Raw genomic sequence first — 25,214 nt, 5'->3', positions numbered from 1 at the left:
GACCGGCGTTTTCACCCGGGTGCTGCTGGAAGGTGGGGCACGTCACTTCAGGGCAAGCGATGTGGGCCAGGGCCTGAGGGCGGAGCGGAGCGCCGGCGAGCCGCGCGTCACAAATATCGAGGGGCTGAATGCCCGGCACCTGACCCGAGACGATATCGCCGAGGGGGCGATGCAATGGGTCGTCTCCGATGTCTCATTCATCTCGCTGAAGCTCGCCCTGCCGCCGGCGCTGGAACTCGCAGAACCCGGCGCGACCTGCGTGCTGCTGGTGAAGCCGCAATTCGAGGCGGGCAAGGACAATATCGGCAAGAAGGGCCTGCTGAAGGACCCGGCACTCGGTCCCGTGATTGCCGCCGATCTGGAGAAGTGGCTCACCGAAGACATGGGCTGGCAAAGCCTGGGCATCGCGCCCTCGCCGATCGAGGGCGGTGACGGCAACCGCGAATTTCTGCTCGCCGGATGCAAACCCGGCAAAAAAGAGGAATAAAATCCCATGGCCGCCGAAACCGTGACCATTGAAAAGCTGGGCGCAAAGGGCGATGGCATTGCGCAGACGCCCGAGGGGCCGGTCTTCGTGCCCTTCGCCCTGCCCGGCGAGCGCATCACGATCGCCCGGCAGAAATCCTCCGGCGCGATGCTCGCGCTTCTGAAACCGTCGGCCGAACGCGTGGAACCCGCCTGTCGGCATTTCGGCCCGGACGGCAAGAACGGCACCTGCGGGGGATGCTCGCTCCAGCATCTGTCCCCCGCGCCCTATCAGGATTTCAAACGTCAGGTCGTGATCGACGCACTTTCCGCCCACCGCCTCGACTGTCCGGTCGAGGCGCTCGTTGGAGCGGCGCCGGGCCAGCGCCGCCGGGCGACCTTTTCGGCGCGCAAGACCGAGGCCGGCATCGTGCTCGGCTTTTCCAGCCCGGAAAGCCACCATATCGTCGAGATCGAGGAATGTCCGGTGCTGTCGCCGGTGCTGTTTTCCCGCCTGCCCGCCCTTCGCCTTCTGGCAGGCATTCTGGCGAGCGGAAGCGACGCGTTCCGGATCGCCGTGCTGGAGACCGAAACGGGCCTCGACATCAGTTTCTCGGGCCTCAAGCCGCCGTCAGAAAAGCGCCGGCAGGCCGCGACCCGCGCGGTGATGGCGGTCAAGGGCATTGCCCGCCTGACCTATGAGGACGAAATCATCGTCGAGCCGGCGCGCCCTGCCCTCGATATCGCCGGAACAAGCGTGAACCCGCCGCCGTCGGGTTTCGCCCAGGCAACCCGCGAGGCCGAGGAGGCGATGGCGAGGCTGGTGGCGAAGCATCTGAAAAGCGCCAAACAGGTCGCCGATCTGTTCAGCGGGTTCGGCACTTTCGCCTTGAGGCTGGCCGCGAGATCGAAGGTGCACGCCGTCGAGTTCGACGCAAAGGCGCTCGCCGCGCTCGATATGGCCGTGCGCAACCGCCAGGGGCTGAAGCCGGTGACAAGCGAGCGGCGCGACCTGTTCCGCCGCCCGCTGCTTGCGCGCGAACTCTCTGGCTTCGACGGCGCTGTTTTCGATCCGCCCCGCGCGGGCGCGCGCGAACAAGCCGAGGAACTGGCACGCTCCAAGGTCGCGAAGATCGCCGCGGTTTCCTGCAACCCCGCCACACTTGCACGGGATCTCCGGCTTCTCGTCGACGGCGGCTACAGGATCGAGCGGGTCGTCCCCATCGACCAGTTCCTCTGGTCCCACCATGTCGAGGCCGTGGCGCTTCTCAGCCGGGCAAAATAAAACCCCGGCGAAAACCGCCGGGGTTCGATGTCACGCCGTCGCGTGCACTCAGTAGTAAGGCGACAGGCACTGCTGGCGCGGGCCGTTATAGGGCTGGAAGGTGTTATCGTAGCTTCGATAGGAACGATAACGGTTCTCGCACCAGGCATAATGCTTGGGGTTCAGCCCGTTGGTCTGCTGCGGACGGTTGTTGTTTCCCGCCGCAAGTGCGCCGCCGATGATCAGTGCCCCGGCACCCAGAACTGCGAGCGGAACCCAGGCATTGTCGTTATTGTCCCAGCGGTAGTTCGGACCCGGACGCGGCGGGCGATAGCCCGGCGGATAGCGGTAGTAGCGATCGCGATTGTAATAGCCGCCCCTGCCATTATAGGCGTGATGACGACGATCATAACCGGGTCGGCGATCATAGCCATGACGGCGATCCCAATTGCGGCCACCCCGGTCGCCGTTCCAGTTCCGCCCATCGACGCGTTCGATTCTCGCATCCGCGCCAGCCGGGTTCACGGAAATCGGCATGGACTGAGCTGGGATGGCGCTCGTCGCCACGACAATCGAGGCAAGTGCTGCGGCCACCATTTTCTTTGCCCGATCTAACATCTGCATCTCCCGTTCTTTCTTTTAAGCCGAAGCCCGGATTGGCCTCGTACGCTATGTGACAACCATAAAACTTACCACCTGAACTCAGGATTAACGGCTTGTTTAGATTTCTCTAAACGCGCGAAATATGCGGGAGGTTCAAAAAAAGAATGCGCCGGGAGGTCTCGTGTCAGACCGTGGGCACCGTACCGCCGTCGACGACATACTCGACGCCTGTAACCGCCGAGGCAGCAGGAGAGGCAAGAAAGCCGATGACATTAGCCACTTCCTCCGGCTTGGCCGGACGGCCGAGCGGAATGCCGCCCAGCGCGCCCATGATGATCGCCTTCGCGCCCTCGTAGTCCGTTCCGGAACTCTCGGCGATGCGTTCGGCGAGCGCCACCGAGGCCTCGGTCTCGATCCAGCCCGGCGATACCCGCACGACCCGGACACCGCTGGGCGCCAGTTCCTTCGACAGGCTCTTGCTGTAAGTCGAAAGCGCGGCCTTGGCGCTGGCATAGGCCGTGGTCGATTCCGGCAGCGGCAGTTGTCGCTGGATCGAGGTGACGTGCACGATGACGCCGCCTTGACTGAGTTGCGGCGCAAGCGCGCGCTCGAGCCGAACCGCAGGCATCAAATTCAGGTCGATTTCACTTCTCCAGATATCATCGGTCAGCGCGGCGAAACCGCCGCCCGGCGCCGAAGAACCGCCGGCGACATGCACGATGATATCGATGCCGCCGAGAAGGCCTATGGTCTCGGCGGCCACCCTCGCACAGCCCTCGGCAGTGGCGATATCGGCCGCGATAAAGGCGACGCCTTCCGGCGCATCCTCCGGCTTCGACCGGGCCGTCGTCACCACATCAGCGCCGCGCGCGGCCAGATGAGCGACCACTGCCGCCCCAAGACCGCGCGTTCCGCCGGTGACGAGCGCGCGCTTTCCCTCAAACACGCCCATCAACTGATCTCCAGCGTATGAATGAGGTCATTCCTGAGGGTAAAGGCATAATCCAGATCGACCGGGCTGCCCGGGAAATTGCCTTCAACATGGGCGGTTACGATGAGCCTGCCGTTTTCGCTTCTGGCGGCAATCGGCGTGCTGGTATATTGATATTCCGTCGCGGTCTTCGCCCGCCATGCGCCGATCGCGGCCCGTCCCCTATGGGTCTTGCCTTCGTCACGCACAGTGGCATCTTCCGTGAAGCAGTGGGCGACCGTGTCAGTATCGCCGGGATCTGTCGCCAGATAGGTTGCGATCGCCTTGGGTAAATCGCGCATAATGGTCTCCTTGGTTTCGTTGCGAGCCGGCAGGATGTGGGCTAACCTGAAAAAATGACAAGTACGGACGAAAAAGTGGGGTACGAACCCAAAAGTAAGTACACAAGCCAGACCGCCGCCGCAGGCGTGGAGACGGCGCTGCGCTTTCTGGAGGGGCGATGGAAACTGGTGATCCTGTTCCACCTGTTCGGCGGCAGGGTGATGCGGTTTTCGGAGCTGGAACGGGCGATCCCCGACGTCTCGCAGAAAATGCTGATTCAGCAGCTTCGCGCGCTGGAGAATGACGGCATCGTGCGCCGGGTCGTTTACCCGGAGGTGCCGCCCAAGGTGGAATACCGCCTCACCGACTGGGGACAGGCGCTTTGCCCGGCGCTCGACGCGCTTTTGAAGTGGGCGGAGCAGAAGCCGGAGATGCCGGCCGAATAGGAAAAGCGGCGTCGGCCAAAAAAAGAGCGGGTCCGCATTTCGGTCAAATGCGGACCCGCTCTTTTGTCATCACTGGTAATACGCTCAGATGTCGCTCTCGCTCGTCACGATGCGCGAGACCAGGCCGTATTCGATCGCTTCCTCGGCCGACAGCCAGTAGTCGCGGTCGATATCCTTGGCGATCTTTTCCTCGGGCTGGCCGGTGGCTTTCGAGAAGATCTTGATAAGCCGCTCGTTCATCTTGATGATCTCGCGGGCCTGGATTTCGATATCGGAAGCCGGGCCGCGGGTGCCGCCGGAGGGCTGGTGCAGCAGGAAGCGGGTGTTAGGCAGGCAGATGCGATCTTCCTTCGGCGCGGCGGCATAGATCAGCGCGCCGGCGGAGGCGACCCAGCCCGAACCGATCATGACCACCCGCGGCTTGATGAACTTGATCAAGTCGTGGATCGAATCGCCCGATTCCACATGGCCGCCCGGCGAATTCACGAAGACGCGGATATCCTCGTCGGAAACCGCCGCCATCGCGACAAGCTGCGAGCAGACCCGCTGCGCCAGTTCCTGGGTAATCGGCCCGTAGATGAAGATCGAGCGCGACTTGAACAGATTGGCTTCCGCCTCCTTGCCCAAGGGCAGTTCGGTCTTCTTGTCGTCTTCTTCGTCGTTCATCTGCAACTCCGGGAATCAGGATTGTTATCTCCCGACTTAATGCCAATGAACCGGCAATACAATGACCGCGCCTTCAAAGGCCGCGATGAAGCCCGGATTCGGCGTCGACTCTTGAAAAACAGCCTCGGCGACCCCACATAAAAATAGTGACCGGCGACGGCCACGCTATCATTGTCCAAAATCCAATCAACATTGAACCATTCTGCCGCATGACGAGCATCGCGCTTTCATTCGCGGCACTCTGCATACGCGAAAGGACACTCCCTTGCGTTACAATCGACTTGGAAATTCCGGCCTCAAGGTTTCCGAACTCTGCCTTGGCACCATGACCTTCGGCGGCAAAGGCATGTGGACGGCCATCGGCCAGCTCGACCAGAAGGCCTCCGAGGAACTCGTCTCCGCCGCCCTCGACGCCGGCATCAATTTTCTCGATACCGCCAATGTCTATTCCGAAGGCCTTTCGGAGGAAATCACCGGCCAGGCGCTGAAGAACCTGAACGTACCCCGCGACGAGATCGTCATCGCCACCAAGGTTTTCGGCGGCATGGGCGATGGGCCGAACAGCCGGGGCTCGTCGCGCTACCACATCATGGAGCAGGTCAAGAACAGCCTCACCCGGCTTCAGACCGACCATATCGACCTCTACCAGCTCCACGGTTTCGATAACACCACGCCGATCGAGGAAACGCTGGAGGCGCTCGACACCCTCGTCCGCCACGGCCATGTCCGCTATATCGGCGTCTCCAACTGGGCGGCGTGGCAGATTGCCAAGGCGCTCGGCATTTCGGAACGCAAGGGTCTCGCCTCGTTTCAGTCGCTGCAGGCCTATTACACGATCGCCGGTCGTGATCTGGAACGCGAAATCGTGCCGATGCTGAAATCGGAAGGCGTCGGGCTGATGGTCTGGTCGCCGCTCGCCGGCGGTTTCCTGTCGGGCAAATATGACCGCGACAACCAGACGGATGGCGAAGGCCGCCGCGTCGCCTTCGACTTCCCGCCCGTCGACAAGGAACGCGGCTTCGCGACAATCGACGTGATGCGCGAGATCGCGGACGCCAAGGGCGTTTCTGTGGCGCAGATCGCGCTTTCCTGGCTGCTGCACCAGTCCGCCGTCACCAGCGTCATCGTCGGCGCCAAACGCAAGGAGCAGCTTGAAGACAACATCGCCTCGACCGCGGTGGAATTCACCGCCGAGGAAATGGAGCGCCTCAACGCCGTCTCCGCGCTGCCGCGCGAATATCCGGGCTGGATGTTTGAACGTCAGTCGGGAAACGAGGTGAAGACCGAGCCGCGTTCGCTGAAATAGTCTCTGCGTGCGGGGTGGTCGCCGAAAGGCCGCCCCGGCATCGAACCGAGCATCATGAAAGCCGCACCCTGACCCCGTGCGGCTTAACGCCTTCCGGCTCCACATGAATGGCAAGCGAGGCCCCGGGGATCGCCTTCTTGATCGCCGCTTCCAGCCGGTCGCAGATATCGTGGGCTTCGCCCACCGGCATGTCCTCGCTGACCACCAGATGGAAATCGATAAAGGCCGCCGAGCCCGCCCTGCGGGTGCGCAGGTCGTGAACGCCGGAGGAGCCGGCGGCATTGTCCATGATCGCCTGACGAATCATTTCGGATTCTTCCTGGGTAAGCGCCGTATCCATCAGCCCGCCGAGCGATTCCTTGATCAGCCCCCAGCCCGCATAGAGAATGTGCGCGCCGACCGCGAGCGCGAGCAGCGGATCGAAGATCGGATAACCGGTGGCGAGCGCGAGCCCGAGCCCGATCACGACGCCGATCGAGGTCACCACGTCGGTGCGGATATGCTTTCCGTCGGCGACCAGCGCGGGCGAGCGCGCCGCCCGCCCGGCGCGGATCAGCACATAGGCCCACACGCCATTGATCAGGCTTGCCACCACATTGACGCCGAGACCGATATAGATATCGGTCGGCATTGTCGGATCAAGCAGTTCGCTCGCCGCTTCCTTGAAGATCAGTAGCGCCGCCACGACGATCGCGACGCCCTCGATAACGGCCGAGATATATTCCGCCTTGTGGTGACCGAACTGGTGATCGTGATCGGCGGGCTTGGAGGCGTAGATGATGGCGACAAGGGCCGCGACCGAGGCGACGACGTTGACGATCGATTCCATCGCATCGGAAAGAAGCGCGACCGACCCCGTCAGATACCAGGCGGCAAGCTTGATCGCGAGCACCAGGAGCGAGAGCGGGATCGTGGCGATGGCAAGCTTGCGGGGCATGCTTGATCCATGGGCATGGCCTGTGCTCATTGCGCGCTCCCATAGCGTAGGACCGTTCAGGAAACCGGGCGGCTTCCTTGATGACGATGTGAAATTGCAGACTTTTCCGAGACCACCGGGGCCAAATGCAAAGCGGGCCGGAGAAGGCCCGCACCGCATTGCTACTCAATCACGCCCCCATCCGCAAGCCTCAGCCGACAGCTTTCCTGCCTGAAACATCGGCATGGTCGACGAGCTTGCCGACGACATTCTCGATGATGCGCATGCCGGCATCGCCGCCGAGCGTCATGATCGATTCGGGATGGAACTGGACAGCGGCGACCGGCTCGCTGACATGTTCGATGCCCATGACGATGCCGTCATCGGTCTCCGCCGAAATCGCGAATTCGGTCGGTAGTTCCACCGCATCGGCAAAGATCGAATGATAACGACCGACGGTGATTTCATTGGGCAGGCCATCGAAAAGCCGGCCGTGCTCGAGAATGCGGATGCGCGAGGGCTTGCCATGCATCGGCACCGCCAATTGCCGGAGCGTGCCGCCATAGGCTTCTGCCAGCGCCTGCAGGCCAAGGCATACGCCGAAGATCGGCAGGCCGCGTTCGCGCGCCTTCTTGATCGTCGCCTTGCAATCGAAATCCTTCGGCATGCCTGGACCGGGCGACAGCACAACCAGATCGGGCGCAACACGGTCGAACGTCTCGTCGGCCACGGGGGACCGCACCGTGGCAACCTCCGCGCCGGTCTGGCGGAAATAATTGGCGAGCGTGTGGACGAAGCTGTCCTCGTGATCGACCAGCAGAATCTTGAGCCCCTTGCCGACCTTCTCGACGGCGCGCACGGCTGGCGCACGGGTTTCCGCATCCGCCTCGCGGATCGCGGCCAACATGGCTGATGCCTTCAATTCGGTCTCCGCTTCTTCTTCATGGGGATCGGAATCGAAAAGCAGGGTCGCCCCCGCGCGCACCTCGGCAACGCCCTGCTTGACGCGGATGGTGCGCAGCGTCAGGCCGGTGTTCATGTCGCCGTTGAAGCCGACCATGCCGATCGCGCCGCCATACCAGGCGCGCGGGCTCTTTTCGTTGTTTTCGATGAAGCGCATCGCCCAGAGCTTAGGCGCGCCGGTGACGGTGACGGCCCAGGCGTGGCTGAGGAACGCGTCGAAGGCGTCCATGCCGGCGCGAAGCCGGCCCTCGATATGGTCGACGGTGTGGATCAGGCGCGAATACATCTCGATCTGCCGCCGGCCGATGACCTTGACGGAGCCTGGCTCGCAGACGCGGCTCTTGTCGTTGCGGTCGACATCGGAGCACATTGTGAGTTCCGACTCGTCCTTCTGCGAATTGAGCAGTTTCAGGATCTGCTGGCTGTCGGCAATCGGGTCCTCGCCGCGCTTGATGGTGCCGGAGATCGGGCAGGTCTCGACCCGGCGGCCGGTGACCCGTACGAACATCTCCGGCGAGGCGCCGATCAGATATTCCTGATTGCCGAGATTGATGAAGAAGGAATAGGGGGAGGGGTTGGTCGCCTTCAGCCGCTTGGAAATCGCCGACGGTTTGCTGGCGCAGCGTTCCATGAACTGCTGGCCCGGCACGACCTCGAACAGGTCGCCGCGCACGAAGCTTTCCTTGGCGCGGTTGACGAGTTCCGCATATTCGCCCTTGTGGTGATCGCCCTTCGGCGGAACGCTGTTGGAGGGGCGGAACGGGTCCGGTTCGATCGTCCCGTCCCTGCCCTCGGTCGCGATGCCGTCCTTTTCGAAATCATAGCGGTCGATCCAGGCCTTGGCGGCATGGTTGTCGACCATCAGCACCTCGTCGGGGAGGTAGAGCACCATATCGCGCTGGTCGAGCGGACGTTCGAGCTTCAGCGGGACTGCGTCGAACTGGAAGGCGAGGTCATAGCCGAACGCGCCGTAAAGGCCGAGGCTGGCATCCTCCTCGGAGAAGAACAGGTCGGTGATCGCCCGAAGCACGGTGAAGACGGTCGGTGCCTTGGAGCGCTCCTCCTCGGTGAACTGGCGGTCGGGCTCGGCGACCTTGAGATCGATGCGGCGGGACTCGCGGGCAAGGATGGTAACGGCATCAAGCGCCTCCAGCACCGGCAGGATCAGTTCGAGCAACGCCTCGCCGCGGCCATTGAAGGCCTCGAGCCAGACATTGCGGCCATTGCAGGAGATCGCCATCGGCGGATCGATAACGGCGGTATCCCAGCGGGTATAGCGGCCCGGATATTCGTAATTGGAGGAGAGCACCGCGCCGCGGCGCGAATCGAGCCGCTCGATATAGCTCGAGATCGCGTCGTCATAGGGCACAAACCGCCGCGTCCGCGTGATCTCAACGCCGCCTCTGGTCAGATAGCTCTCGCCGCCATCGGGCCGCTCATGAAGGCTCATATTCCTTGCTCCACCTCGGTGATGCGGCGCTGCCGCATGCTGGTCATTCTCAACCCTTGCAAAGACGGCCCCAACAAAAAAGCCGCCTCGTTGGAGGGCGGCTTCGTCAGATCAACTGAACATGCGTGATCGCGGCCGCCGTTAGCGAGCCCACCACCAGTTTGCAACGTTGTTCATCGTGATCGTCATGCTGAATGTGTAGCGCAACCGCCGAAGGCTGGCAAGCGCGGATTCGGCAGCCGGCGCACCGGCTGCCATGCAACTCCTGGCTGCTGCGAGATGATCAGGCAATCAACTGCCCGTGGCAGTGCTTGAACTTCTTGCCGGAGCCGCACGGGCACGGTTCGTTGCGGCCGGTGTGCTTCCATTCTTCCGGCATGGCAGCGGCATCGCCGGAGGCGACCTGTTCGCCGGCCATCTCGTCCTCGCCGGTTGCGGGATCGATATGGCTGGCGCGCACCTCGGCGGGATTGATTTCGCGCTGCTGCGGCGGCGGAGCCTCGCGCACGAGCTGGACGCGGGACAGTTGCGAGATCGCAACCTCGCGCATATTGCCGAGCAGCGCCTGGAACAGTTCGAACGCCTCTGCCTTGTATTCCTGCAGCGGGTCGCGCTGTGCATAGCCGCGGAAGCCGATGACGGACCGCAGGTGATCAAGGTTGACGATATGCTCGCGCCAGAGATGGTCCAGCGCCTGCATCGTCACCTGCCGCTCGACATATTTTGCCACGTCGGGGCCGAACTGTTCGGCCTGCTTGGCGCGGTTTTCCTCGATCTGCTTTGCCGCCTCGTTGATGCGCTCCTCGATTTCCGGCTCGGCAATGCCGTCTTCCTCTGCCCATTTCTCGATCGGCAGGTCGAGGTTGAGGATACGCAGGCAGTCTTCCTTGAGGCCGGCGACGTCCCACTGTTCGGCATAGGCGCGCTCGGGAATACGGCGCTTGACGGCGTTTTCGATCACTTCCTCGCGCATTTCCCTGACGATTTCGGAAATGTCTTCCGAATCCATCAGTTCCTTGCGCTGGTCGAACACCACCTTGCGCTGGTCGTTCAGCACGTCGTCATATTTCAGCAGGTTCTTGCGGATGTCGAAGTTGCGGGCCTCGACCTTCTTCTGCGCGCGCTCCAGCGCCTTGTTGATCCACGGGTGGACGATCGCCTCGCCTTCCTTCAGGCCGAGCTTGGTGAGCATGCTCTCCATGCGGTCGGAGCCGAAGATGCGCATCAGATCGTCCTGAAGCGACAGGTAGAATTTCGAGCGGCCGGGGTCGCCCTGACGGCCGGAACGGCCGCGAAGCTGGTTGTCGATGCGGCGGCTTTCATGGCGCTCGGTGGCGATCACGTAAAGCCCGCCGGCAGCCAGCGCCTCGGCCTTCAGCCGGGCAACATCCTCGCGGATCGCCTTTTCCTTTGCGTCGCGTTCGGGACCCGGCGGGGTGAACTTGCGGGCGACTTCCACCCGCTCGCCCTGTTCGTTGGTCACGATATCGGTGCCCGGCTCGGTATCGCCAAGCTCGGCCTCGATACGCATTTCCAGATTGCCGCCGAGCTGGATGTCGGTGCCGCGACCGGCCATGTTGGTGGCGATCGTCAGCGCGCCCGGCACGCCGGCCTGCGAGATGATGAAGGCTTCCTGCTCGTGATAGCGCGCGTTGAGCACGCTGAAATCTGTGATGCCGTCCTTCTTCAGGGCGGCGGCCAGCAGTTCGGATTTTTCGATCGAGGTGGTGCCCACCAGAACCGGCTGGCCCTTGGCCTTGGCTTCCTTGATCTCCTCGACGATCGCCATGTATTTTTCCTGGACTGTCAGGTAGACCTCGTCGTCCTCGTCGAGACGGGCGATCGGCACATTGGTCGGCACTTCGACAACGTCGAGGCCGTAGATATTGGCGAATTCCTCGGCTTCCGTCGCCGCCGTGCCGGTCATGCCGGCAAGCTTGTCATACATGCGGAAGTAGTTCTGGAAGGTGATCGAGGCGAGCGTCTGGTTTTCCGGCTGGATCTTGACGTTTTCCTTGGCTTCCAGCGCCTGGTGCTGGCCGTCGGAATAGCGCCGGCCCGGCATCATGCGGCCCGTGAACTCGTCAATGATCACGACCTCGCCGTCACGGACGATATAATCCTTGTCACGCGAGAACAGCTTGTGGGCCTTCAGCGCGTTGTTCAGATGATGGACCACGGCGACGTTCTCGACGTCGTAGAGCGAGGCGCCCTTCATCATGCCGTTTTCGGTCAGAAGCTTCTCGAGCTTTTCCATCCCGTCTTCGGAGAAGTTGGCCGAGCGCTGCTTTTCATCGAGCTCGTAATCGCCCTCTTCCAGCATCGGAATGATCTTGTCGATCGACACGTAAAGGTCGGAGCGGTCGTCGAGCGGACCGGAGATGATCAGCGGCGTGCGCGCCTCATCGACCAGGATCGAATCCACTTCGTCGACGATCGCGTAATTGTGGCCGCGCTGCACCATCTCGGCGCGCTGCATCTTCATGTTGTCGCGCAGGTAATCGAAGCCGAGCTCGTTATTGGTGGCGTAGGTGATGTCGGCGTTATACGCCTCTTTGCGCTGGCGGTCGTCTAGCCCATGATGGATCACGCCGGTGGTCATGCCGAGAAAGCCGTAGAGCTTGCCCATATGCTCGCTGTCGCGCCGGGCCAGATAATCGTTGACGGTGACGACGTGAACGCCCTTGCCGGCGAGCGCGTTGAGATAGACCGGAAGGGTCGCGACCAGGGTCTTGCCCTCGCCGGTCTTCATTTCGGCGATCGAATTTTCATGCAGGATCATGCCGCCGATAAGCTGAACATCGAAGGGCCTGAGACCGAGAACCCGCTTGGAGGCCTCGCGCACCACCGCGAAGGCCTCGACAAGGATATCGTCGAGCGTCTTGCCGTCTTCGAGCTGTTTCTTGAATTCGTCGGTCTTGGCTTTCAGCGCCTCATCCGAAAGCGCCGAAATCTGCTCTTCCATCGCATTGATCGCGACGACGCGGGGTCTGTAGGCACGGACGCGGCGCTCGTTGGCCGAACCGAACAATTTGCGGGCTACGCCACCGAGTGAGACCATTTCAATAGCTCTTTCCGAAAGTTGTCATATTTAAACTCTACATGGCGCCCTGTTCGCATAGATGCACGCCCGGACGTCGAAGGACGCTGGCTTGGCAGACAGATAAGAGGGGGGTCACGCCATGTCAACGTCAAAGGCCGCTGGTCAATGGCGGGAAACCATCGGAAAACCGGTCCGCGTTCAGCTTCTCTTCAGATTAAAAAGTGGAAAGGTTGCAACGTAATACGCCGTTTTGCGTTGACGGAAAGAGATGCGACGACCACATTCCCGCTCATTCATCGGCGCATCACGACGGGCCGCTACGATTACGTTCAAACAATGAAAAGGTGAACTTATGCAGAAAAGAACCCTGGCAGCCGCAGTGCTGCTCGCAACGACCGTCAGCTTTGCCGCGCCGGTGTTCGCGCAGGACACCGATGCCGGCCAGACCGTGGTCGCGACCGTCGACGGCACGCCGATCACCGAGGAAGAGCTTCAGAGCACCGTCGATCAGTTCAAGGGCCAGTTCGGCCAGATGCCGGAAGAGCAGATGCGCGCCATCGCGCTGTCTAGCCTTGTGGACATGAAGCTGATCGCGGATGCCGCAAAGGACGAGGGTCTCGACCAGACCGATGCCTTCAAGACCCGCATGCAGCAGCTTGAACAGCAGGAACTCTACAACGCCTATTTCGACCAGGTGATCAATTCCCAGATCACCGACGAGATGCTGAAGGCGCGCTATGACGAGGAGATCGCCAAGGCGCCGAAGCAGGAAGAAATCCATGCCCGTCATATCCTCGTCGAGAGCGAGGACGAGGCCAAGGAAATTATCAAGGAACTCGATAACGGCGCCGATTTCGCCGAACTCGCCAAGGAGCACTCCACCGGCCCGAGCGGTCCCGATGGCGGCGATCTCGGTTACTTCGCCAAGGGTCAGATGGTTCCGCCGTTCGAGGAAGCGGCCTTCGCGCTGGAGCCCGGCCAGTATACCGAGGCCCCGGTCAAAACCGATTTCGGCTATCATGTCATCGAAGTCGAGGACAAGCGCGAGAAGGCGCCGGTGCCCTTCGAGCAGATCAAGCCGCAGCTTCAGCAGCTCGTCGCCGGCGAGAAATACAATGAAGCCGTCAACGCGCTGAAAACGGGCGATACCGTCGTTATCGAAGATAAGGACTTGCAAGACAGCTACGACGCCGTCAATAAAATGCAGCAGCAATAACCAGTTTCCGGCCCGCCATTGCGGGCCGGTTTCTTATCCGGCCTCGGCGTGTTCCCGCGGCCAAAGAAGAGGGTCATCATGTCGTCTGCCGTATCTCCGCTCGCGCCCAAATCCCTTACCCCCATGCCCGTCATCGACGGCGTGCGCCTGGCAACCGCCAGCGCCGGCATCAAGTACAAGGGCCGCACCGATGTGATGATGATGATCTTCGATGAGCCCGCCGCCGTCGCCGGCGTGTTCACCCGCTCGCGCTGCCCCTCCGCCCCGGTCGATTTCTGCCGCGCCAACCTTTCAAACGGCACGGCGAAGGTGCTGGTGGTCAATTCCGGCAATGCCAACGCCTTTACCGGCAAGAAGGGCAAGGAGGCGACCACGCTGACGGCCAAAACCGCCGCCGAGGCGGCCGGCTGCGACACGGGCGACGTCTACCTCGCCTCCACCGGCGTGATCGGCGAGCCGCTCGATGCATCCAAATTCGCCGGCGTTCTGGCCGACATGGCCGGACAGGCGAAGCCGGATTTCTGGCAGGACGCCGCCAAGGCGATCATGACCACCGATACCTATCCCAAGGTCGCAACCCGCGGCGCGACGATCGACGGCGTTGCGGTGACACTCAACGGCATGGCCAAGGGCGCCGGCATGATCGCGCCCGACATGGCGACCATGCTTTCCTTCATCGCAACCGACGCGGCGATTGCCGCGCCCGCCCTGCAGGCCATGCTTTCCGAAGGCGTCGGCAACAGCTTCAACGCAATCACCATCGACAGCGACACCTCGACCTCCGACACCGTGCTGGTCTTTGCCACCGGCAAGGCCCCGGGGCAGGACCCCGTCACCGACCCGACCGATCCCCGGCTCGATGATTTCCGCGCCGCGCTTCACGCGCTGATGAAGGACTTGGCGCTCCAGATCGTGCGCGATGGCGAGGGCGCGCGCAAGATGGTGACCGTCAACGTCACCGGCGCGGAGAGCGACCGGGCCGCCTTCGAGATCGCCCGTTCGATCGCCAATTCGCCGCTGGTCAAGACCGCCGTTGCCGGCGAGGACGCCAATTGGGGCCGCGTGGTGATGGCTGTCGGTAAGGCCGGCGAAAAGGCCGACCGCGACCGGCTGGCGATCTGGTTCGGCGATATCCGCGTCGCCTTTGAGGGCGAGCGCGACCCGGACTATTCGGAAGAACATGCCTCCGCCGTCATGCGGCAGGACGAGATCACGATCCGCGCCGATCTCGGCATCGGGGACGGTCAGGCAACGGTCTATACCTGTGATCTGACCAAGGAATATGTGGCGATCAACGGCGATTACCGGAGCTGAGGCCTGCGTTGCCGCAGGGCAACACAGGTCGCCTCGGAAGCGCCTTGCGTGTTTACAGCCCGGTCCCCCGCGTCTACATCCACCGAAACGGATCGTCACTGAATCGGAATCGTCTTGAACGTTGATCTTCCGCTTGTCCGCAGACTGGAAGCCATGGGCCTGCGCGCCTGGCCGGCGAAGAACGTGCTCTATGACGGCGCGTGGCAGCTTCGGATCACGGCCGGGCACCCATCCAAGCGGCTCAACAGCCTGGCCGTGCTGGATCGCTCCGATATCGCCGATATGGAAATCAGGCTGGAAAAGGCGAAGCGCCACTATGCCGCCTTCGGCCGCCCGCTCCTGATCCGCGAAACCCCGCTGACGCCGCCCGAGATCGGCGCATATCTCGTCGCCGAAGGCGCGGAGGCTTTCGACGAGAGCGTGGTGATGACCCTTGACCTCAATGAATTTCAGACCGCCGACGCCGTGGAGCTGCTGCCGAGCCAGGATGTCGGCCGCTTCGTCGACGCCTCGCTCGCGATCAACCCGGTCGAGGGGCTGACAAAGGCCGGGCTTGCCGAGGTTGTAACCGCCATCAAGCCCGCCCACGGCCTGTTCATCCGCGAGGACGACAAGCCCTACGCGGTTGGCCTTGCGGTGCATGATTTCGACATGGCCGGCATCGAGGCCTTCGCGGTTGCCGAAGCCGCCCGCAGACAGGGCCATGGCCGCAAGCTCGCCGCCGCCATGCTGCGCTGGGCCAAGGGCCGCGGCGCGCGCATGGCCTGGCTTCAGGTGACCGCGCAAAATACGGCTGGAATCGCTCTTTATCAGAGCCTCGGATTTGCCGAGGCCTATCGCTACCGGTACTGGCGGGAACAACAATGACGGATGGATCGAAGAGACTGCTACTGGTCGCCGCCTGCGCGCTGATCGACGCCGACGGGCGGATATTGCTGGCGCAGCGGCCGGAGGGCAAGGCGCTTGCCGGGCTCTGGGAATTTCCCGGCGGCAAGATCGAACAGGGCGAAACGCCCGAGGCCTGCCTGATCCGCGAAATGGAAGAGGAACTCGGCATCACCACCAAGGTGGCCTGCCTCGCGCCGCTGACCTTCGCCAGCCACACCTATGACGATTTCCACCTGCTGATGCCGCTGTTCGTCTGCCGCCGCTACCAGGGCATTCCGAAAGGCCAGGAAGGACAGGCGATCAAATGGGTGCGCGCCAAGGACCTGCGCGATTACCCCATGCCCCCCGCCGACGAACCGCTGATCCCGATCCTGCAGGACCTGCTATAGCGCTTATCGCTTCAGCTTGATCTCTTCGGTGTTCAACGCGTCGGCAAGCCGCACTTTTGCGGAACCCGGCTTCAGCGGTTTCTGCTGGCTTTCATGCGGGCTCCAGCCGGAGACGTAGATCACCGAGAAGCTGGCGCGAATGCGGCCGTCGGGGTCGGCGTAACGTTCGGCGTAGAGCTCGGCGGCGCGCAGGAAGAACCTTCGGCTGACCGGTTTGTTGGAACGGCCGAGAAGCGGGTTGCTCATGCCCATCGCCCTGAGATCCGCCATCAGCGCAAACAGCGTGTCGTAGCGCACCGTATAGGTTTCCTGATCGACCACCGGCAGGGTGAAGCCGGCGCGCTGGAGCAGGCCGCCGATATCGCGGACATCTGCAAACGGGATCACCCGCGGGCTCGCGCCGCCATAAAGCTCGATCTCCGCCGCCAGCAGACAGTCGCGCAGTTCGGCAAGCGTGCCGCTGCCGGGAATGGCCGCCAGAAACAGGCCATCCGGCTTCAGCGCCCGGCGAATCTGGATGAAATAGCCCGGCAGGTCGTTGATGAGATGGGCCGCCAGCGGCGACAGCACGAGGTTCAGTGACTGGTCGTCCAGCCCCGGCAGTTCGAGCGGCGCGAGCGAAAGCGCCTCCCCCTCGCCGGAAAAATCCGCATCAGTCTCGATCCGCGCGATCTCGCCGACCTTGCCCGTCGCCTGCGCGGCATTGGCGACGACGCCGGTGACGCCGTGCAGTTCCGCCGCCTTGTCGAAACGGCGTTCGACCACGGCCAGCCGGTCCGCCAGTTCCTCAGCCACGATATTGAGCAGGAAATCCGCGCCCTTCTGGCCTTTCCGGAAAGCGCGCAGCCGGTTTCTCGCCACGCGTTCGGTATCGAAAACCTGTTCCATGGCTGAATATCCTTTCCCGCAAATCGGCCTCGAAATGCACCCGGAAACGCGCTAGTGTCAAGCACATGGACGCGCCTGAACCCTCGCTTCTGAAAAACCTTGCCACCCGCTCCGAGGCGATGGCGCTCGGCGCGCTCAATCAGCTCGGCAATCTGATCTATCCGCCGGTCTGTGCCGCCTGCGGGCGCAATACCGGCTCGCACCGGGCGCTCTGCATGACTTGCTGGAGCGATATCCGCTTTATCGAGCGGCCGTTCTGCGCGGTGCTCGGCACCCCGTTTTCCCACGATCTCGGCGAAGGCATTTTAAGCGCCGAGGCGCTTGCCCATCCGCCGGAATTCGATCGGTTGCGCTCGGCGGCGTTTTATTCCGGCACGGTGCGCAATCTGGTCCACGCGCTGAAATATCGCGACAATACCCACCTGGCGGTGATGATGGCAAACTGGATGCTGCGCGCCGAAGACGGCATGGTGAAGGAATGCGACGGCATCACCGCCGTGCCGCTGCACCCGACGCGGATGATGGCGCGCCGCTTCAACCAGTCGGCGGAGCTTGCCCGCCATCTCGCCCGCCTGTCCCGCAAGCCATTCCTGCCGGGGCTCATCCGGCGAAAGAAGCGTACCATCCAGCAGGTGGGCCTCACGCGGTCCGCCCGCGAGGACAATGTGCGCGGCGCCTTCGTGCTTGCTCCGCACAGCGAGGATCTGGTGTTCGGCCGGCGCATCCTGCTTGTCGATGATGTCTATACCACAGGCGCCACGGTTTCGGCGGCGGCGCGGCTCCTGAAGCGCAAGGGGGCCGCCGATGTCAGCATTTTGACCTTTGCACGCGTGCTTGATGAAACTATATGAAGGCCAGCCGGTTTATACCGGACAGGCTGAAACAAGGAGGCACGAGCGAAAATGGCCAATATCGACATCTATACGCGCGATTTCTGTGGTTTCTGCGCCCGCGCCAAGTCGCTGCTGGACAAGAAGGGCGTTGCCTACACCGAATACAACGCCACCGAGACGCCCGATGTCCGCGCCAAGATGATCGACCGCGCCGGCGGCCGGTCCACCTTCCCGCAGATCTTCATCGGCGATCGCCATATCGGCGGCTGCGACGATCTTTACGCTCTGGACGCGGCGGGCCAGCTTGATCCGCTGCTTGCCGCATAGGAAAACACGATGACCCGCTTCAAGGCCGCCGCCCTGCAGATGCGCTCGGGCACCGATCCCGAAAAGAACGCCGAAACGCTTGCCCGCCTCGTGCGCGAAGCTGCCGGCCATGGCGCGACCTATATCCAGACGCCAGAGATGACCGGGGCTGTGCAGAAAAGCCGCAAGGGGCTGATGGCGGTGCTGAAGCCGGAAGCCGACGATATCATCGTCAAGACAGCGGCCAAGCTCGCCCGCGAACACGGCATTCACCTCCATATCGGCTCGACCGCGATCGCTGTGGACGATGGCATGATCGCCAACCGCGCGCTTCTGTTCGGCCCCAAGGGCGATATCCTCGCCCGCTATGACAAGATCCACATGTTCGATGTCGATCTCGACAATGGCGAAAGCTGGCGCGAGAGCGCGGTCTACCGCCCCGGCGAAAAGGCCGTGCTTGCCCGCCTGCCCTTCGCCGCCATCGGCCTCGGCATCTGCTACGATGTGCGCTTCCCCGATCTCTACAACGCCTATGGGCTTGCCGGCGCCGAGGTGCTGACCGCGCCGGCCGCCTTCACAAAGCAGACCGGTCTTGCCCACTGGCATGTGCTGCAGCGCGCCCGCGCGATCGAAAACGGCGCCTATATGATTTCGGCAGCCCAGGCCGGCACCCACGAGGACGGTCGCGAGACCTTCGGCCATTCGATGATCGTCGACCCCTGGGGCAAGATCATCGCCGAGGCCGGCGACGAGGGCGAGGCGGCAATCATCGCCGAGATTGATACCGACGCCGTGACGGCGGCGCGCGGCAAGGTGCCGAACCTCAAGAATATCCGCGCCTTCGCGCTGGAAGAAGCGCGGGCTCTTACGGAAGTCTGAAAGCCGTGATCCATTATTCTCTTCGTTGTGACAACGGCCATGATTTCGATGGCTGGTTTGCCGGCAGCGCCGATTTCGACAAGCAGGTCGAAAGCGGCTTCCTGACCTGTCCCGTCTGCAATTCGGCCAAGGTTTCCAAAAGCCTGATGGCCCCGCAGGTCACCACCGCCCGCAAGCAGGAAAGCCGCAAGGCCGCCCTGGTGGACAAGGCCCAGCGCGAGGCGATGGAGAAGCTGCGCAAGGCCGTCGCCGAGATCCGCGCCAATGCAGAGGATGTCGGCGAACGCTTTCCGGACGAAGCCCGAAAGATCCATTACGGCGAGAGCGAGGAACGCGGCATTATCGGCGAAGCCAATGCCGACGAGGTGCGCGACCTTCTGGAGGAAGGCATCGAGATCATGCCGCTGCCGCTCCTGCCGGACGACAAGAACTGAGCGGGAAATTTTTCGTAACTGCGACGGAAAATTGGTGGAGCCGAGCGGGATCGAACCGCCGACCTCTGCAGTGCGATTGCAGCGCTCTCCCAGCTGAGCTACGGCCCCAATGACATCAGCGCTGATACTCCAATCCGGCGCTCGGGGCAAGCGTCGTGGATGCGAATTTCTCGGTTGCAAATCCGGTCAGCGTTGAACGGGACCAGCTTCTGAACCGCGCCCGTTCGGCGGCGGGGCGAATGCCTGCTCGCGCCGCAGGCGGCCCAGCTCCTCTCAATTGCAGCCGTCCGGCAACGGAGCAGGATGACAAACAAATTACTGTTTTATATATATTTTTTAAATTTATCGCTTGATATCGCTATCGCTTGTAAAGCAACCGGCCTCAAAAAGTTGCGCAATCAACACAGTCGAGGCGAAACCGCGGCGAATGCGCGTCAACCGTGTGAAGTCACCTCGCTCGGCGGTTGCCTTAACAATTCGTAAACGTATAGTGGGGCACGCAATCGCCAATAATCGGTTGATCGAATAACAAAGAGTGCGTCGTGGCGACCTGCATTCACATTACGTCCCAATTGTTGGAGATATCCGTTCATGAAGATCAACGTATTGCTTATCGGCTCCGCTTCGCTGCTGGCGCTTTCAGCCACCGGGGCCCGGGCCGCGGATCCCGTGATGGCGATCGAGCCGGCGCCCGCCAATTATGTCGAGGTCTGCGACGCATTCGGCGCGGGCTATTTCTACATTCCGGGCACTGATACCTGCCTCAGCATCGACGGCTATGTCCGCTTCGAGACCAAGTTCGGCGGCATCCAGACCGGCTCCGCCGATGACAGCGACTGGTACCCCTACGTCAAGGCGAATTTCTCGATCACCGCCAAGACCGATACCGAGCTCGGCACGCTGACCTCGGTCATCACCCCGGAATTCTATTATTATTCCGATGGTTCGGGCGACGACTTCAAGCTCGACCAGGCCTATATCGACATTGGCGACGCCGCTCAGTTCCGGGCCGGTTACATCAAGGGCTTCTGGAACGAGGATCTGTGGGGCGAACTCGACAATATCGACAATGTCAGCCGCTACAATGCGGTGCGTCTCGGCTACTTCCCGTCGGACGGTTTCCAGATCGCGCTCGAACTTGATGCGCTCACCAAGGACAATAGCGACGACCCGAAGCTCGGCCTGTCGGGCCGCATCGCCTGGGCACCGTCCGACTCGAATTATATCAAGCTCGATGTCGCCTATGACACCGACAGCGAAAACTACGCCATCCGTCCCTGGGCAGGCATCGGCATCGGCCCCGGCACATTTGAAATCGCCGGCCTTTACGAAAGCGGCTTCATTTCCTACGCGCCGGACTTCACCGCCGACAACTGGAATGATTCGCCGATCGCCGGCACCTACATGAAATACGCGGTCGCCGCGAACTACTATTTCAATGTCACGGAAAACCTGATCCTCGCGCCGCAGACCCAGTACAATGTCGCCAGCAACGACAAGGCCTTCTGGGAAGCCGGCGCCACGGCGGACTGGCAAGTGGTCGACAATTTCCACGTCCGCGCCAACCTCAACTACGCCTTCCTTGACGACGACTGGAACCAGCAAAACTGGTTCGGCTGGCTGCGCTTGGAACGCGATTTCTGATTTTCGAAGCAATATTGCCAGGAGATAGCCGCGGCAGCCTGCCACGGCTATCTTTTTTCAGCATCTGTGAGCTGGGCCCTGCAAGAGAATGGAGCCGAGTCCGTAGAACTCTAACGGCTAAAGGCAAAGCCTGGGTGGACTATTAATACGGGCCTTATGGCAGCAGGCCAAGCCGAACCCAGCCTTTTCAGTGTTTTTAGGGTGAATTACTGGATTCTCACCAGTGATTGTGCGAAAGCACCCTTGCTAGAAATAAAGATCGGTATCGATTGCATGAGAGATTTTTCGCGTTCGACCTCGCGCCGGAAAACGTTTTGTTTTGTGACAGAAACGCGCAGTGTGGACAATTGTTTGCTCGATCCTTCCGCCCGCTACAGATGCTACCATCCGGCGGAGGAACTGATTGCCCGGGGACATATTTGCGAAATTTCTTCAGCGAAGCGCTTCTTTCGATCCCCGACTTTGAACTATGATGTTTATATATTCCATCGACCGAACTATTCACAGCCGGGCTTCGTCGATATCATCAATTTCCTGCATAAGCAGGGTGCGATTGTTATGGCGGACTATGACGATCTGATTTTCGGATCGGAGGAAGTAGCTGTATCATGCTCAGCCGTCAAAAACGGACTCATGACCGAAGAACAGGCCATTTCTGCTTTCGAGAATAACGCTAACGCACTGAAGTGTTTTCGAATAGTCCGCGTCTCGACCCAACCGCTGGGCCAGCGTGTGCGCGAGATCAACCCTGAAGCAAGCGTGCTCGTTGAACCGAACTTCATTCCGAAGTCGGTTCTTTCTGTGAATGCAATGCTAGGCACTCATCTTTCGAGACGTCCCCCAAAAAAACATCGGATATTTCGTAGGGTCATTGAGCCACAACAGAGATTTTCCCATCGTGGAAGATGTGCTCTACCGAGTGCTCTCAGAGCGCCCTGACGTGGGGCTGTATGTCGTAGGTCCGGTAAGCGTCCCGTCTGCCTTGGCCTCACTGCCCAACGTCAAAACTGCGGCCGCCGTTGACTACTGGCGGCTTCCGGCGCTCATGTCAATATGCAGCAAGGTGATAGCTCCTCTGGAGGAGAGCGCCTTTAATGAATGCAAATCGCGCGTTAAATTCCTGGAGGCAGCACTCTCTGGCTGTCATCTATTAGCAAGCGACATACCCGATATGGCGGCGATCGGGGAGGAGAATCTAACTTTGGCTAGAAGCAAAGACGAATGGTATGAAGCGCTTACAGATTTTCTCTGCGAAGAACAGCGCATAAGCCTTGCGAAACTTAACTTCGATTACATAAAGCAACATATTTATGTAGATGATCTAATGGCGGTTTCGGACTCATAATGAGAATATTACTATATATCGAGCCACATCCGATCAGGAACTCATTAACCCACTTCGATGGGGTGGCGCGACGGTTTTCACCTCTCCTCGACACTGTCGAGAATGCCGAAATTCGAATGGTCGCGAACCAGAGTACATTTGACAGACTGGCGGCGGAGATACCTCAAGAATGGTCGTCGAAACTCATTCATACGACCGAAGAAGAAGAGACTGAGTTTCGCTCTTATCTCGGCTCATGGGATGGTGAAACCATGGCGCTGTGGCAGCAGCTAATGGCCGGCACTGGTAAGGTAACTGATACCTACGTTGATCTACTGCATCGGGTTTGGAGTGAGTTTCCATTTGACGCCATAGTTTACTGGGGTGACAACGGAGCCGTGAGCCGGTTTGCCGATGAGTTTGCGATCACCAAGGTGGCAATGGAACTTGGGTGCACACGTCCACCGTTTTTTGACAGTGTCACGATGGATCCATTTGGAGCAAATGGGTCCGGCACCATCGCAAGACTTACAATCGATGATCTGAAGTCTATTGTTGGCGCCAATCCGATGTCCGCGTTCGAGGCGATTTTCGGTTTCTCGGATGCGCTAACGTCTGATGCCTATCGGCAGCAGTTCGATCCATTGCCTCATGCGTTATCTTCACGCCTACCTGACGAAAAGATAGTCTTCTTTCCGTTGCAGCTTTTTGACGATGCAAATCTTTTGCGGTTTTCGCACTATGAAACCGTGATGGACGTCGTGCTTGATACAGTTCCAGCCTTGGTAGAAGCAGGTTATACCGTTGTTGTCAAACCACACCCTGCCGCCACACATCGTGAGGGTGCTTCTCTGGCCAACCTCTTTGGCCGTCATGTAACAGCTCCTTATTCCAACAAACTCATCTGGCTTGATGAACCCCAAAATGTATCCAATGCCCGTTTGTTCTCGATATCTGACTTCGTCGTGACGGTGAACAGTTCCGTTGGGTTCGAGGCTCTTTACTTTGATAAGCCCGTCGTTGTTCTCGGTGATTCCTCCTACAAGCCCAAAGGTGTTTTCCCGACCTTACACCAGATGATCTCTGGTGAATTCAACTACGAAAAATATAAGGAAGATATTAGTATACTAAGACGGTTTGTTTTGGAAGGCTATCTCCTCCCAAGCACAATAACGACGGATACATCTGAATTTGTTGGGAAGATAGCGACCATAGATGGTTTAACCAGAGGAAATACAAAGAACTATTTTCCTTTCGCCCATGGTTACTGGCAAGCCGTATCCCCAGCTCGGCGAGCTCGTGTTCGGTCTTCGATGTCTCATGGAGGGGTGCTGTCTCAGCCCTTCACTCCGGTACAGGCTGACACGACCCAGAAGGAATACCGAGCTATCGTCAATCGATTGCTGGCTCATTCTGAAAGCGATGATATGGGTTCATTCGCTGACTGGCTTCAACCAATGTGGGCCTCGGAAGAGGACAGAATCAAGATTTTGGAAATTGGCGAATTTTTAGACAGCGAATTTTATCTCGAAACCTACCCTGATATTAGAGCAGCCGAAGTCGATGCTTTGCATCATTTCAGTAGACACGGCATGGACGAACGTCGTCTGCCGCGCGCGAACATGCATGGCGCAACGTCCGAGGAAGTTCTGGCTATTCTTCAATCAACAGCTGAACAGCTGTTTTACGAAAGTCAGTTGCCGGTATATCCGCTCGAATCCCATATCGCGCGAGCGCGGGAACAGCAACTTGGGTACATCGGTGATGCCCTTAACAGCTCGGATAGGCGCATCGCGGTCGTCGCTCACCTTTACTACGAACACCTTGTTCCTCAGCTTCTGGAATCGCTGCGAGAGATTCGCGAACCTTTCGATTTGATTGTCACGATGCCTTCCTGGGGCACACGTCGCATCTTGGATGCGGTGAAAATCGCGCATCCGCATGCCCTTTTCTATGAGGCGGACAATCGGGGAAGAGATATTGCCCCTCTGATAGATATACTACCTATTCTAACAGAGAAGAACTATGACGCAGTACTGAAAGTTCACACGAAGCTTGGCTATTTCAGAAACGGACGACTTGTCCCGTCTTTGGGCAAGCGTTGGCGTGATGAAACTTTACGCTCGTTGACAGGAAGCCGGAAGCGCGTTGAGGCAATTATAGATGCATTCCGCGAGAACGCGTCGTTGAACATGATTGGCAGCGAGCCGTATTTAGTTCCGATCGGTCGATACCCTTATAGCGATGATGGGAGACTCGCCGAACAGATTCTTGGAAAAACAGACCCTGTTGATAAGTTTTTCTTTGCTGGCACCATGTTCTGGTTTAGGCCGGGCGCTTATTGGACATTCTCTCGCCTAAATCTGGAAAATTTCGCCCCTGAAACTGGAGCGGCGGATGGAGCCTTGGCTCACATCGTTGAGCGTATGTTTGGCCACGCTGCGGGATATGAGCGGGGCGGTTTGTGGAGTGCCCCCATTGAACCATCGAGCGACCTCATAACCAATCCTACGCCCTCGAACATTACCTTGGATAGTTATTTGTCGAGTTAAACCGCAGCGGATTTGGGCTCAAAAATGGTTCCCTGTTTCGCACACACCTGTGGCTTAGAGCATCAGGCGTGATGAATGAATCGTATGGGATTCCGTTTTGGTGTGATTTGTGATTCCTTGGGTCAAAGGAGATTTCCGATGACCCGAGCTCTTTCCGTTGACCTCCGCCGTCG

At 60.3% G+C, this 25,214-nt stretch carries 24 protein-coding genes and 1 tRNA gene; 16 read left to right on the top strand and 9 right to left on the bottom strand.

Going from position 1 to position 25,214, the window contains the following annotated elements; all coding sequences use genetic code 11:
* Together V6767_RS21725 and V6767_RS21720 are read left to right on the top strand one after the other, a co-directional pair.
* A partial coding sequence (locus V6767_RS21725) for an SAM-dependent methyltransferase (protein ID WP_448475351.1) occupies positions 1 to 487 on the top strand: 487 nt, incomplete at its 5' end.
* A gap of 6 nt (positions 488 to 493) precedes the next feature.
* Complete coding sequence (locus V6767_RS21720) at positions 494 to 1,750, top strand: class I SAM-dependent RNA methyltransferase (RefSeq protein WP_448475350.1); 1,257 nt, start codon at positions 494 to 496, stop codon at positions 1,748 to 1,750.
* A gap of 48 nt (positions 1,751 to 1,798) precedes the next feature.
* Here the strand turns inward: V6767_RS21720 and V6767_RS21715 are convergent, their stop codons facing one another.
* From V6767_RS21715 to V6767_RS21705, 3 genes are all read right to left on the bottom strand, one after another.
* Positions 1,799 to 2,347, bottom strand: a complete 549-nt coding sequence (locus V6767_RS21715) for a BA14K family protein (protein ID WP_448475349.1) — start codon at positions 2,345 to 2,347, stop codon at positions 1,799 to 1,801.
* A 169-nt stretch (positions 2,348 to 2,516) separates the two neighbouring features.
* A complete protein-coding gene (locus tag V6767_RS21710) occupies positions 2,517 to 3,284 on the bottom strand; it encodes an SDR family oxidoreductase (protein ID WP_448475348.1) in 768 nt (255 codons plus the stop codon).
* On the bottom strand, positions 3,284 to 3,604 hold the full coding sequence (locus V6767_RS21705) for a nuclear transport factor 2 family protein (protein WP_448475347.1): 321 nt from the start codon (positions 3,602 to 3,604) through the stop codon (positions 3,284 to 3,286). The genes V6767_RS21710 and V6767_RS21705 overlap by 1 nt, the downstream gene beginning before the upstream one ends.
* Before the next feature lie 54 nt (positions 3,605 to 3,658).
* Here V6767_RS21705 and V6767_RS21700 point away from each other — a divergent pair, with 54 nt between their 5' ends.
* A complete protein-coding gene (locus tag V6767_RS21700; protein ID WP_448475346.1) occupies positions 3,659 to 4,030 on the top strand; it encodes a winged helix-turn-helix transcriptional regulator in 372 nt (123 codons plus the stop codon).
* Between the two features lie 84 nt (positions 4,031 to 4,114).
* Here V6767_RS21700 and V6767_RS21695 read toward each other — a convergent pair whose 3' ends face one another.
* On the bottom strand, positions 4,115 to 4,696 hold the full coding sequence (locus tag V6767_RS21695; protein ID WP_448463180.1) for an ATP-dependent Clp protease proteolytic subunit: 582 nt from the start codon (positions 4,694 to 4,696) through the stop codon (positions 4,115 to 4,117).
* Between the two features lie 265 nt (positions 4,697 to 4,961).
* Here V6767_RS21695 and V6767_RS21690 point away from each other — a divergent pair, with 265 nt between their 5' ends.
* The gene (locus V6767_RS21690) at positions 4,962 to 6,002 is read left to right on the top strand and encodes an aldo/keto reductase (protein ID WP_448475345.1); all 1,041 of its coding nucleotides are present in this window, start codon (positions 4,962 to 4,964) and stop codon (positions 6,000 to 6,002) included.
* A 52-nt stretch (positions 6,003 to 6,054) separates the two neighbouring features.
* Here the strand turns inward: V6767_RS21690 and V6767_RS21685 are convergent, their stop codons facing one another.
* From V6767_RS21685 to secA, 3 genes are all read right to left on the bottom strand, one after another.
* Entirely contained in the window at positions 6,055 to 6,969 is a 915-nt protein-coding gene (locus V6767_RS21685) for a cation diffusion facilitator family transporter (protein ID WP_448475344.1), read from the bottom strand.
* Between the two features lie 160 nt (positions 6,970 to 7,129).
* Positions 7,130 to 9,331 carry an anthranilate synthase gene (locus tag V6767_RS21680; RefSeq protein ID WP_448475343.1) on the bottom strand — a complete coding sequence of 734 codons (2,202 nt, stop codon included), beginning with the start codon at positions 9,329 to 9,331 and terminating at the stop codon, positions 7,130 to 7,132.
* Between the two features lie 283 nt (positions 9,332 to 9,614).
* A complete protein-coding gene (secA, locus tag V6767_RS21675) occupies positions 9,615 to 12,392 on the bottom strand; it encodes a preprotein translocase subunit SecA (protein ID WP_448475342.1) in 2,778 nt (925 codons plus the stop codon).
* Positions 12,393 to 12,726: 334 nt separating this feature from the next.
* On the opposite strand from secA, the gene V6767_RS21670 reads away from it, so the two are divergent.
* The 4 genes from V6767_RS21670 to mutT all read left to right on the top strand — a co-directional run bounded on the left by V6767_RS21670 (position 12,727) and on the right by mutT (position 16,181).
* A complete protein-coding gene (locus V6767_RS21670; RefSeq protein ID WP_448475341.1) occupies positions 12,727 to 13,590 on the top strand; it encodes a foldase protein PrsA in 864 nt (287 codons plus the stop codon).
* A gap of 78 nt (positions 13,591 to 13,668) precedes the next feature.
* Entirely contained in the window at positions 13,669 to 14,904 is a 1,236-nt protein-coding gene (gene argJ, locus V6767_RS21665; RefSeq protein ID WP_448475340.1) for a bifunctional glutamate N-acetyltransferase/amino-acid acetyltransferase ArgJ, read from the top strand.
* 114 nt (positions 14,905 to 15,018) lie between these two features.
* Positions 15,019 to 15,771, top strand: coding sequence for a GNAT family N-acetyltransferase (locus V6767_RS21660; protein WP_448475339.1), 753 nt, complete (start codon positions 15,019 to 15,021; stop codon positions 15,769 to 15,771).
* Complete coding sequence (gene mutT / locus V6767_RS21655) at positions 15,768 to 16,181, top strand: 8-oxo-dGTP diphosphatase MutT (RefSeq protein ID WP_448475338.1); 414 nt, start codon at positions 15,768 to 15,770, stop codon at positions 16,179 to 16,181. The genes V6767_RS21660 and mutT overlap by 4 nt, the downstream gene beginning before the upstream one ends.
* A gap of 3 nt (positions 16,182 to 16,184) precedes the next feature.
* On the opposite strand, the gene V6767_RS21650 is transcribed toward mutT, so the two are convergent.
* Entirely contained in the window at positions 16,185 to 17,069 is an 885-nt protein-coding gene (locus tag V6767_RS21650; protein WP_448475337.1) for a methyltransferase domain-containing protein, read from the bottom strand.
* Positions 17,070 to 17,188: 119 nt separating this feature from the next.
* On the opposite strand from V6767_RS21650, the gene V6767_RS21645 reads away from it, so the two are divergent.
* From V6767_RS21645 to V6767_RS21630, 4 genes are read left to right on the top strand one after another with little or no spacing between them, the layout of a single operon-like run.
* Positions 17,189 to 17,920 (top strand): ComF family protein, encoded by a 732-nt coding sequence (locus tag V6767_RS21645; protein ID WP_448475352.1) that lies wholly within the window; start codon positions 17,189 to 17,191, stop codon positions 17,918 to 17,920.
* Positions 17,921 to 17,971: 51 nt separating this feature from the next.
* On the top strand, positions 17,972 to 18,229 hold the full coding sequence (gene grxC, locus V6767_RS21640) for a glutaredoxin 3 (RefSeq protein ID WP_448431391.1): 258 nt from the start codon (positions 17,972 to 17,974) through the stop codon (positions 18,227 to 18,229).
* Between the two features lie 9 nt (positions 18,230 to 18,238).
* Complete coding sequence (locus V6767_RS21635) at positions 18,239 to 19,087, top strand: carbon-nitrogen hydrolase family protein (protein ID WP_448475336.1); 849 nt, start codon at positions 18,239 to 18,241, stop codon at positions 19,085 to 19,087.
* 5 nt (positions 19,088 to 19,092) lie between these two features.
* Positions 19,093 to 19,521, top strand: coding sequence for a DUF1178 family protein (locus V6767_RS21630; RefSeq protein WP_448475335.1), 429 nt, complete (start codon positions 19,093 to 19,095; stop codon positions 19,519 to 19,521).
* Between the two features lie 32 nt (positions 19,522 to 19,553).
* Here V6767_RS21630 and V6767_RS21625 read toward each other — a convergent pair.
* Positions 19,554 to 19,629 (bottom strand) — tRNA-Ala (locus tag V6767_RS21625).
* A 483-nt stretch (positions 19,630 to 20,112) separates the two neighbouring features.
* Here V6767_RS21625 and V6767_RS21620 point away from each other — a divergent pair.
* From V6767_RS21620 to V6767_RS21605, 4 genes are all read left to right on the top strand, one after another.
* Positions 20,113 to 21,165, top strand: coding sequence for a porin (locus V6767_RS21620; protein ID WP_448475334.1), 1,053 nt, complete (start codon positions 20,113 to 20,115; stop codon positions 21,163 to 21,165).
* Between the two features lie 156 nt (positions 21,166 to 21,321).
* Positions 21,322 to 22,104, top strand: a complete 783-nt coding sequence (locus tag V6767_RS21615; RefSeq protein WP_448475333.1) for a hypothetical protein — start codon at positions 21,322 to 21,324, stop codon at positions 22,102 to 22,104.
* Complete coding sequence (locus tag V6767_RS21610; RefSeq protein WP_448475332.1) at positions 22,064 to 22,510, top strand: glycosyltransferase; 447 nt, start codon at positions 22,064 to 22,066, stop codon at positions 22,508 to 22,510. The genes V6767_RS21615 and V6767_RS21610 overlap by 41 nt, the downstream gene beginning before the upstream one ends.
* A gap of 116 nt (positions 22,511 to 22,626) precedes the next feature.
* A complete protein-coding gene (locus V6767_RS21605) occupies positions 22,627 to 25,041 on the top strand; it encodes a rhamnan synthesis F family protein (protein WP_448475331.1) in 2,415 nt (804 codons plus the stop codon).
* Positions 25,042 to 25,214: the final 173 nt, after the last annotated feature.

This window comes from Martelella sp. FLE1502, assembly GCF_053484255.1.
This window is presented reverse-complemented; position numbering and strand designations above follow the sequence as displayed.

What these genes read in the sequence shown, in the direction of transcription:
- argJ (WP_448475340.1), top strand. Translation starts at nt 13,669, where the DNA reads ATGTCGTCTGCCGTATCTCCGCTCGCGCCCAAATCCCTTACCCCCATG.
- V6767_RS21710 (WP_448475348.1), bottom strand. Translation starts at nt 3,284, where the DNA reads ATGGGCGTGTTTGAGGGAAAGCGCGCGCTCGTCACCGGCGGAACGCGC.
- V6767_RS21670 (WP_448475341.1), top strand. Translation starts at nt 12,727, where the DNA reads ATGCAGAAAAGAACCCTGGCAGCCGCAGTGCTGCTCGCAACGACCGTC.
- V6767_RS21615 (WP_448475333.1), top strand. Translation starts at nt 21,322, where the DNA reads ATGGCAGCAGGCCAAGCCGAACCCAGCCTTTTCAGTGTTTTTAGGGTG.
- V6767_RS21720 (WP_448475350.1), top strand. Translation starts at nt 494, where the DNA reads ATGGCCGCCGAAACCGTGACCATTGAAAAGCTGGGCGCAAAGGGCGAT.
- grxC (WP_448431391.1), top strand. Translation starts at nt 17,972, where the DNA reads ATGGCCAATATCGACATCTATACGCGCGATTTCTGTGGTTTCTGCGCC.
- V6767_RS21620 (WP_448475334.1), top strand. Translation starts at nt 20,113, where the DNA reads ATGAAGATCAACGTATTGCTTATCGGCTCCGCTTCGCTGCTGGCGCTT.
- V6767_RS21680 (WP_448475343.1), bottom strand. Translation starts at nt 9,331, where the DNA reads ATGAGCCTTCATGAGCGGCCCGATGGCGGCGAGAGCTATCTGACCAGA.
- V6767_RS21650 (WP_448475337.1), bottom strand. Translation starts at nt 17,069, where the DNA reads ATGGAACAGGTTTTCGATACCGAACGCGTGGCGAGAAACCGGCTGCGC.
- secA (WP_448475342.1), bottom strand. Translation starts at nt 12,392, where the DNA reads ATGGTCTCACTCGGTGGCGTAGCCCGCAAATTGTTCGGTTCGGCCAAC.
- V6767_RS21715 (WP_448475349.1), bottom strand. Translation starts at nt 2,347, where the DNA reads ATGTTAGATCGGGCAAAGAAAATGGTGGCCGCAGCACTTGCCTCGATT.
- V6767_RS21645 (WP_448475352.1), top strand. Translation starts at nt 17,189, where the DNA reads ATGGCGCTCGGCGCGCTCAATCAGCTCGGCAATCTGATCTATCCGCCG.
- V6767_RS21705 (WP_448475347.1), bottom strand. Translation starts at nt 3,604, where the DNA reads ATGCGCGATTTACCCAAGGCGATCGCAACCTATCTGGCGACAGATCCC.
- V6767_RS21695 (WP_448463180.1), bottom strand. Translation starts at nt 4,696, where the DNA reads ATGAACGACGAAGAAGACGACAAGAAGACCGAACTGCCCTTGGGCAAG.
- V6767_RS21635 (WP_448475336.1), top strand. Translation starts at nt 18,239, where the DNA reads ATGACCCGCTTCAAGGCCGCCGCCCTGCAGATGCGCTCGGGCACCGAT.
- mutT (WP_448475338.1), top strand. Translation starts at nt 15,768, where the DNA reads ATGACGGATGGATCGAAGAGACTGCTACTGGTCGCCGCCTGCGCGCTG.
- V6767_RS21605 (WP_448475331.1), top strand. Translation starts at nt 22,627, where the DNA reads ATGGTCGCGAACCAGAGTACATTTGACAGACTGGCGGCGGAGATACCT.
- V6767_RS21685 (WP_448475344.1), bottom strand. Translation starts at nt 6,969, where the DNA reads ATGAGCACAGGCCATGCCCATGGATCAAGCATGCCCCGCAAGCTTGCC.
- V6767_RS21700 (WP_448475346.1), top strand. Translation starts at nt 3,659, where the DNA reads ATGACAAGTACGGACGAAAAAGTGGGGTACGAACCCAAAAGTAAGTAC.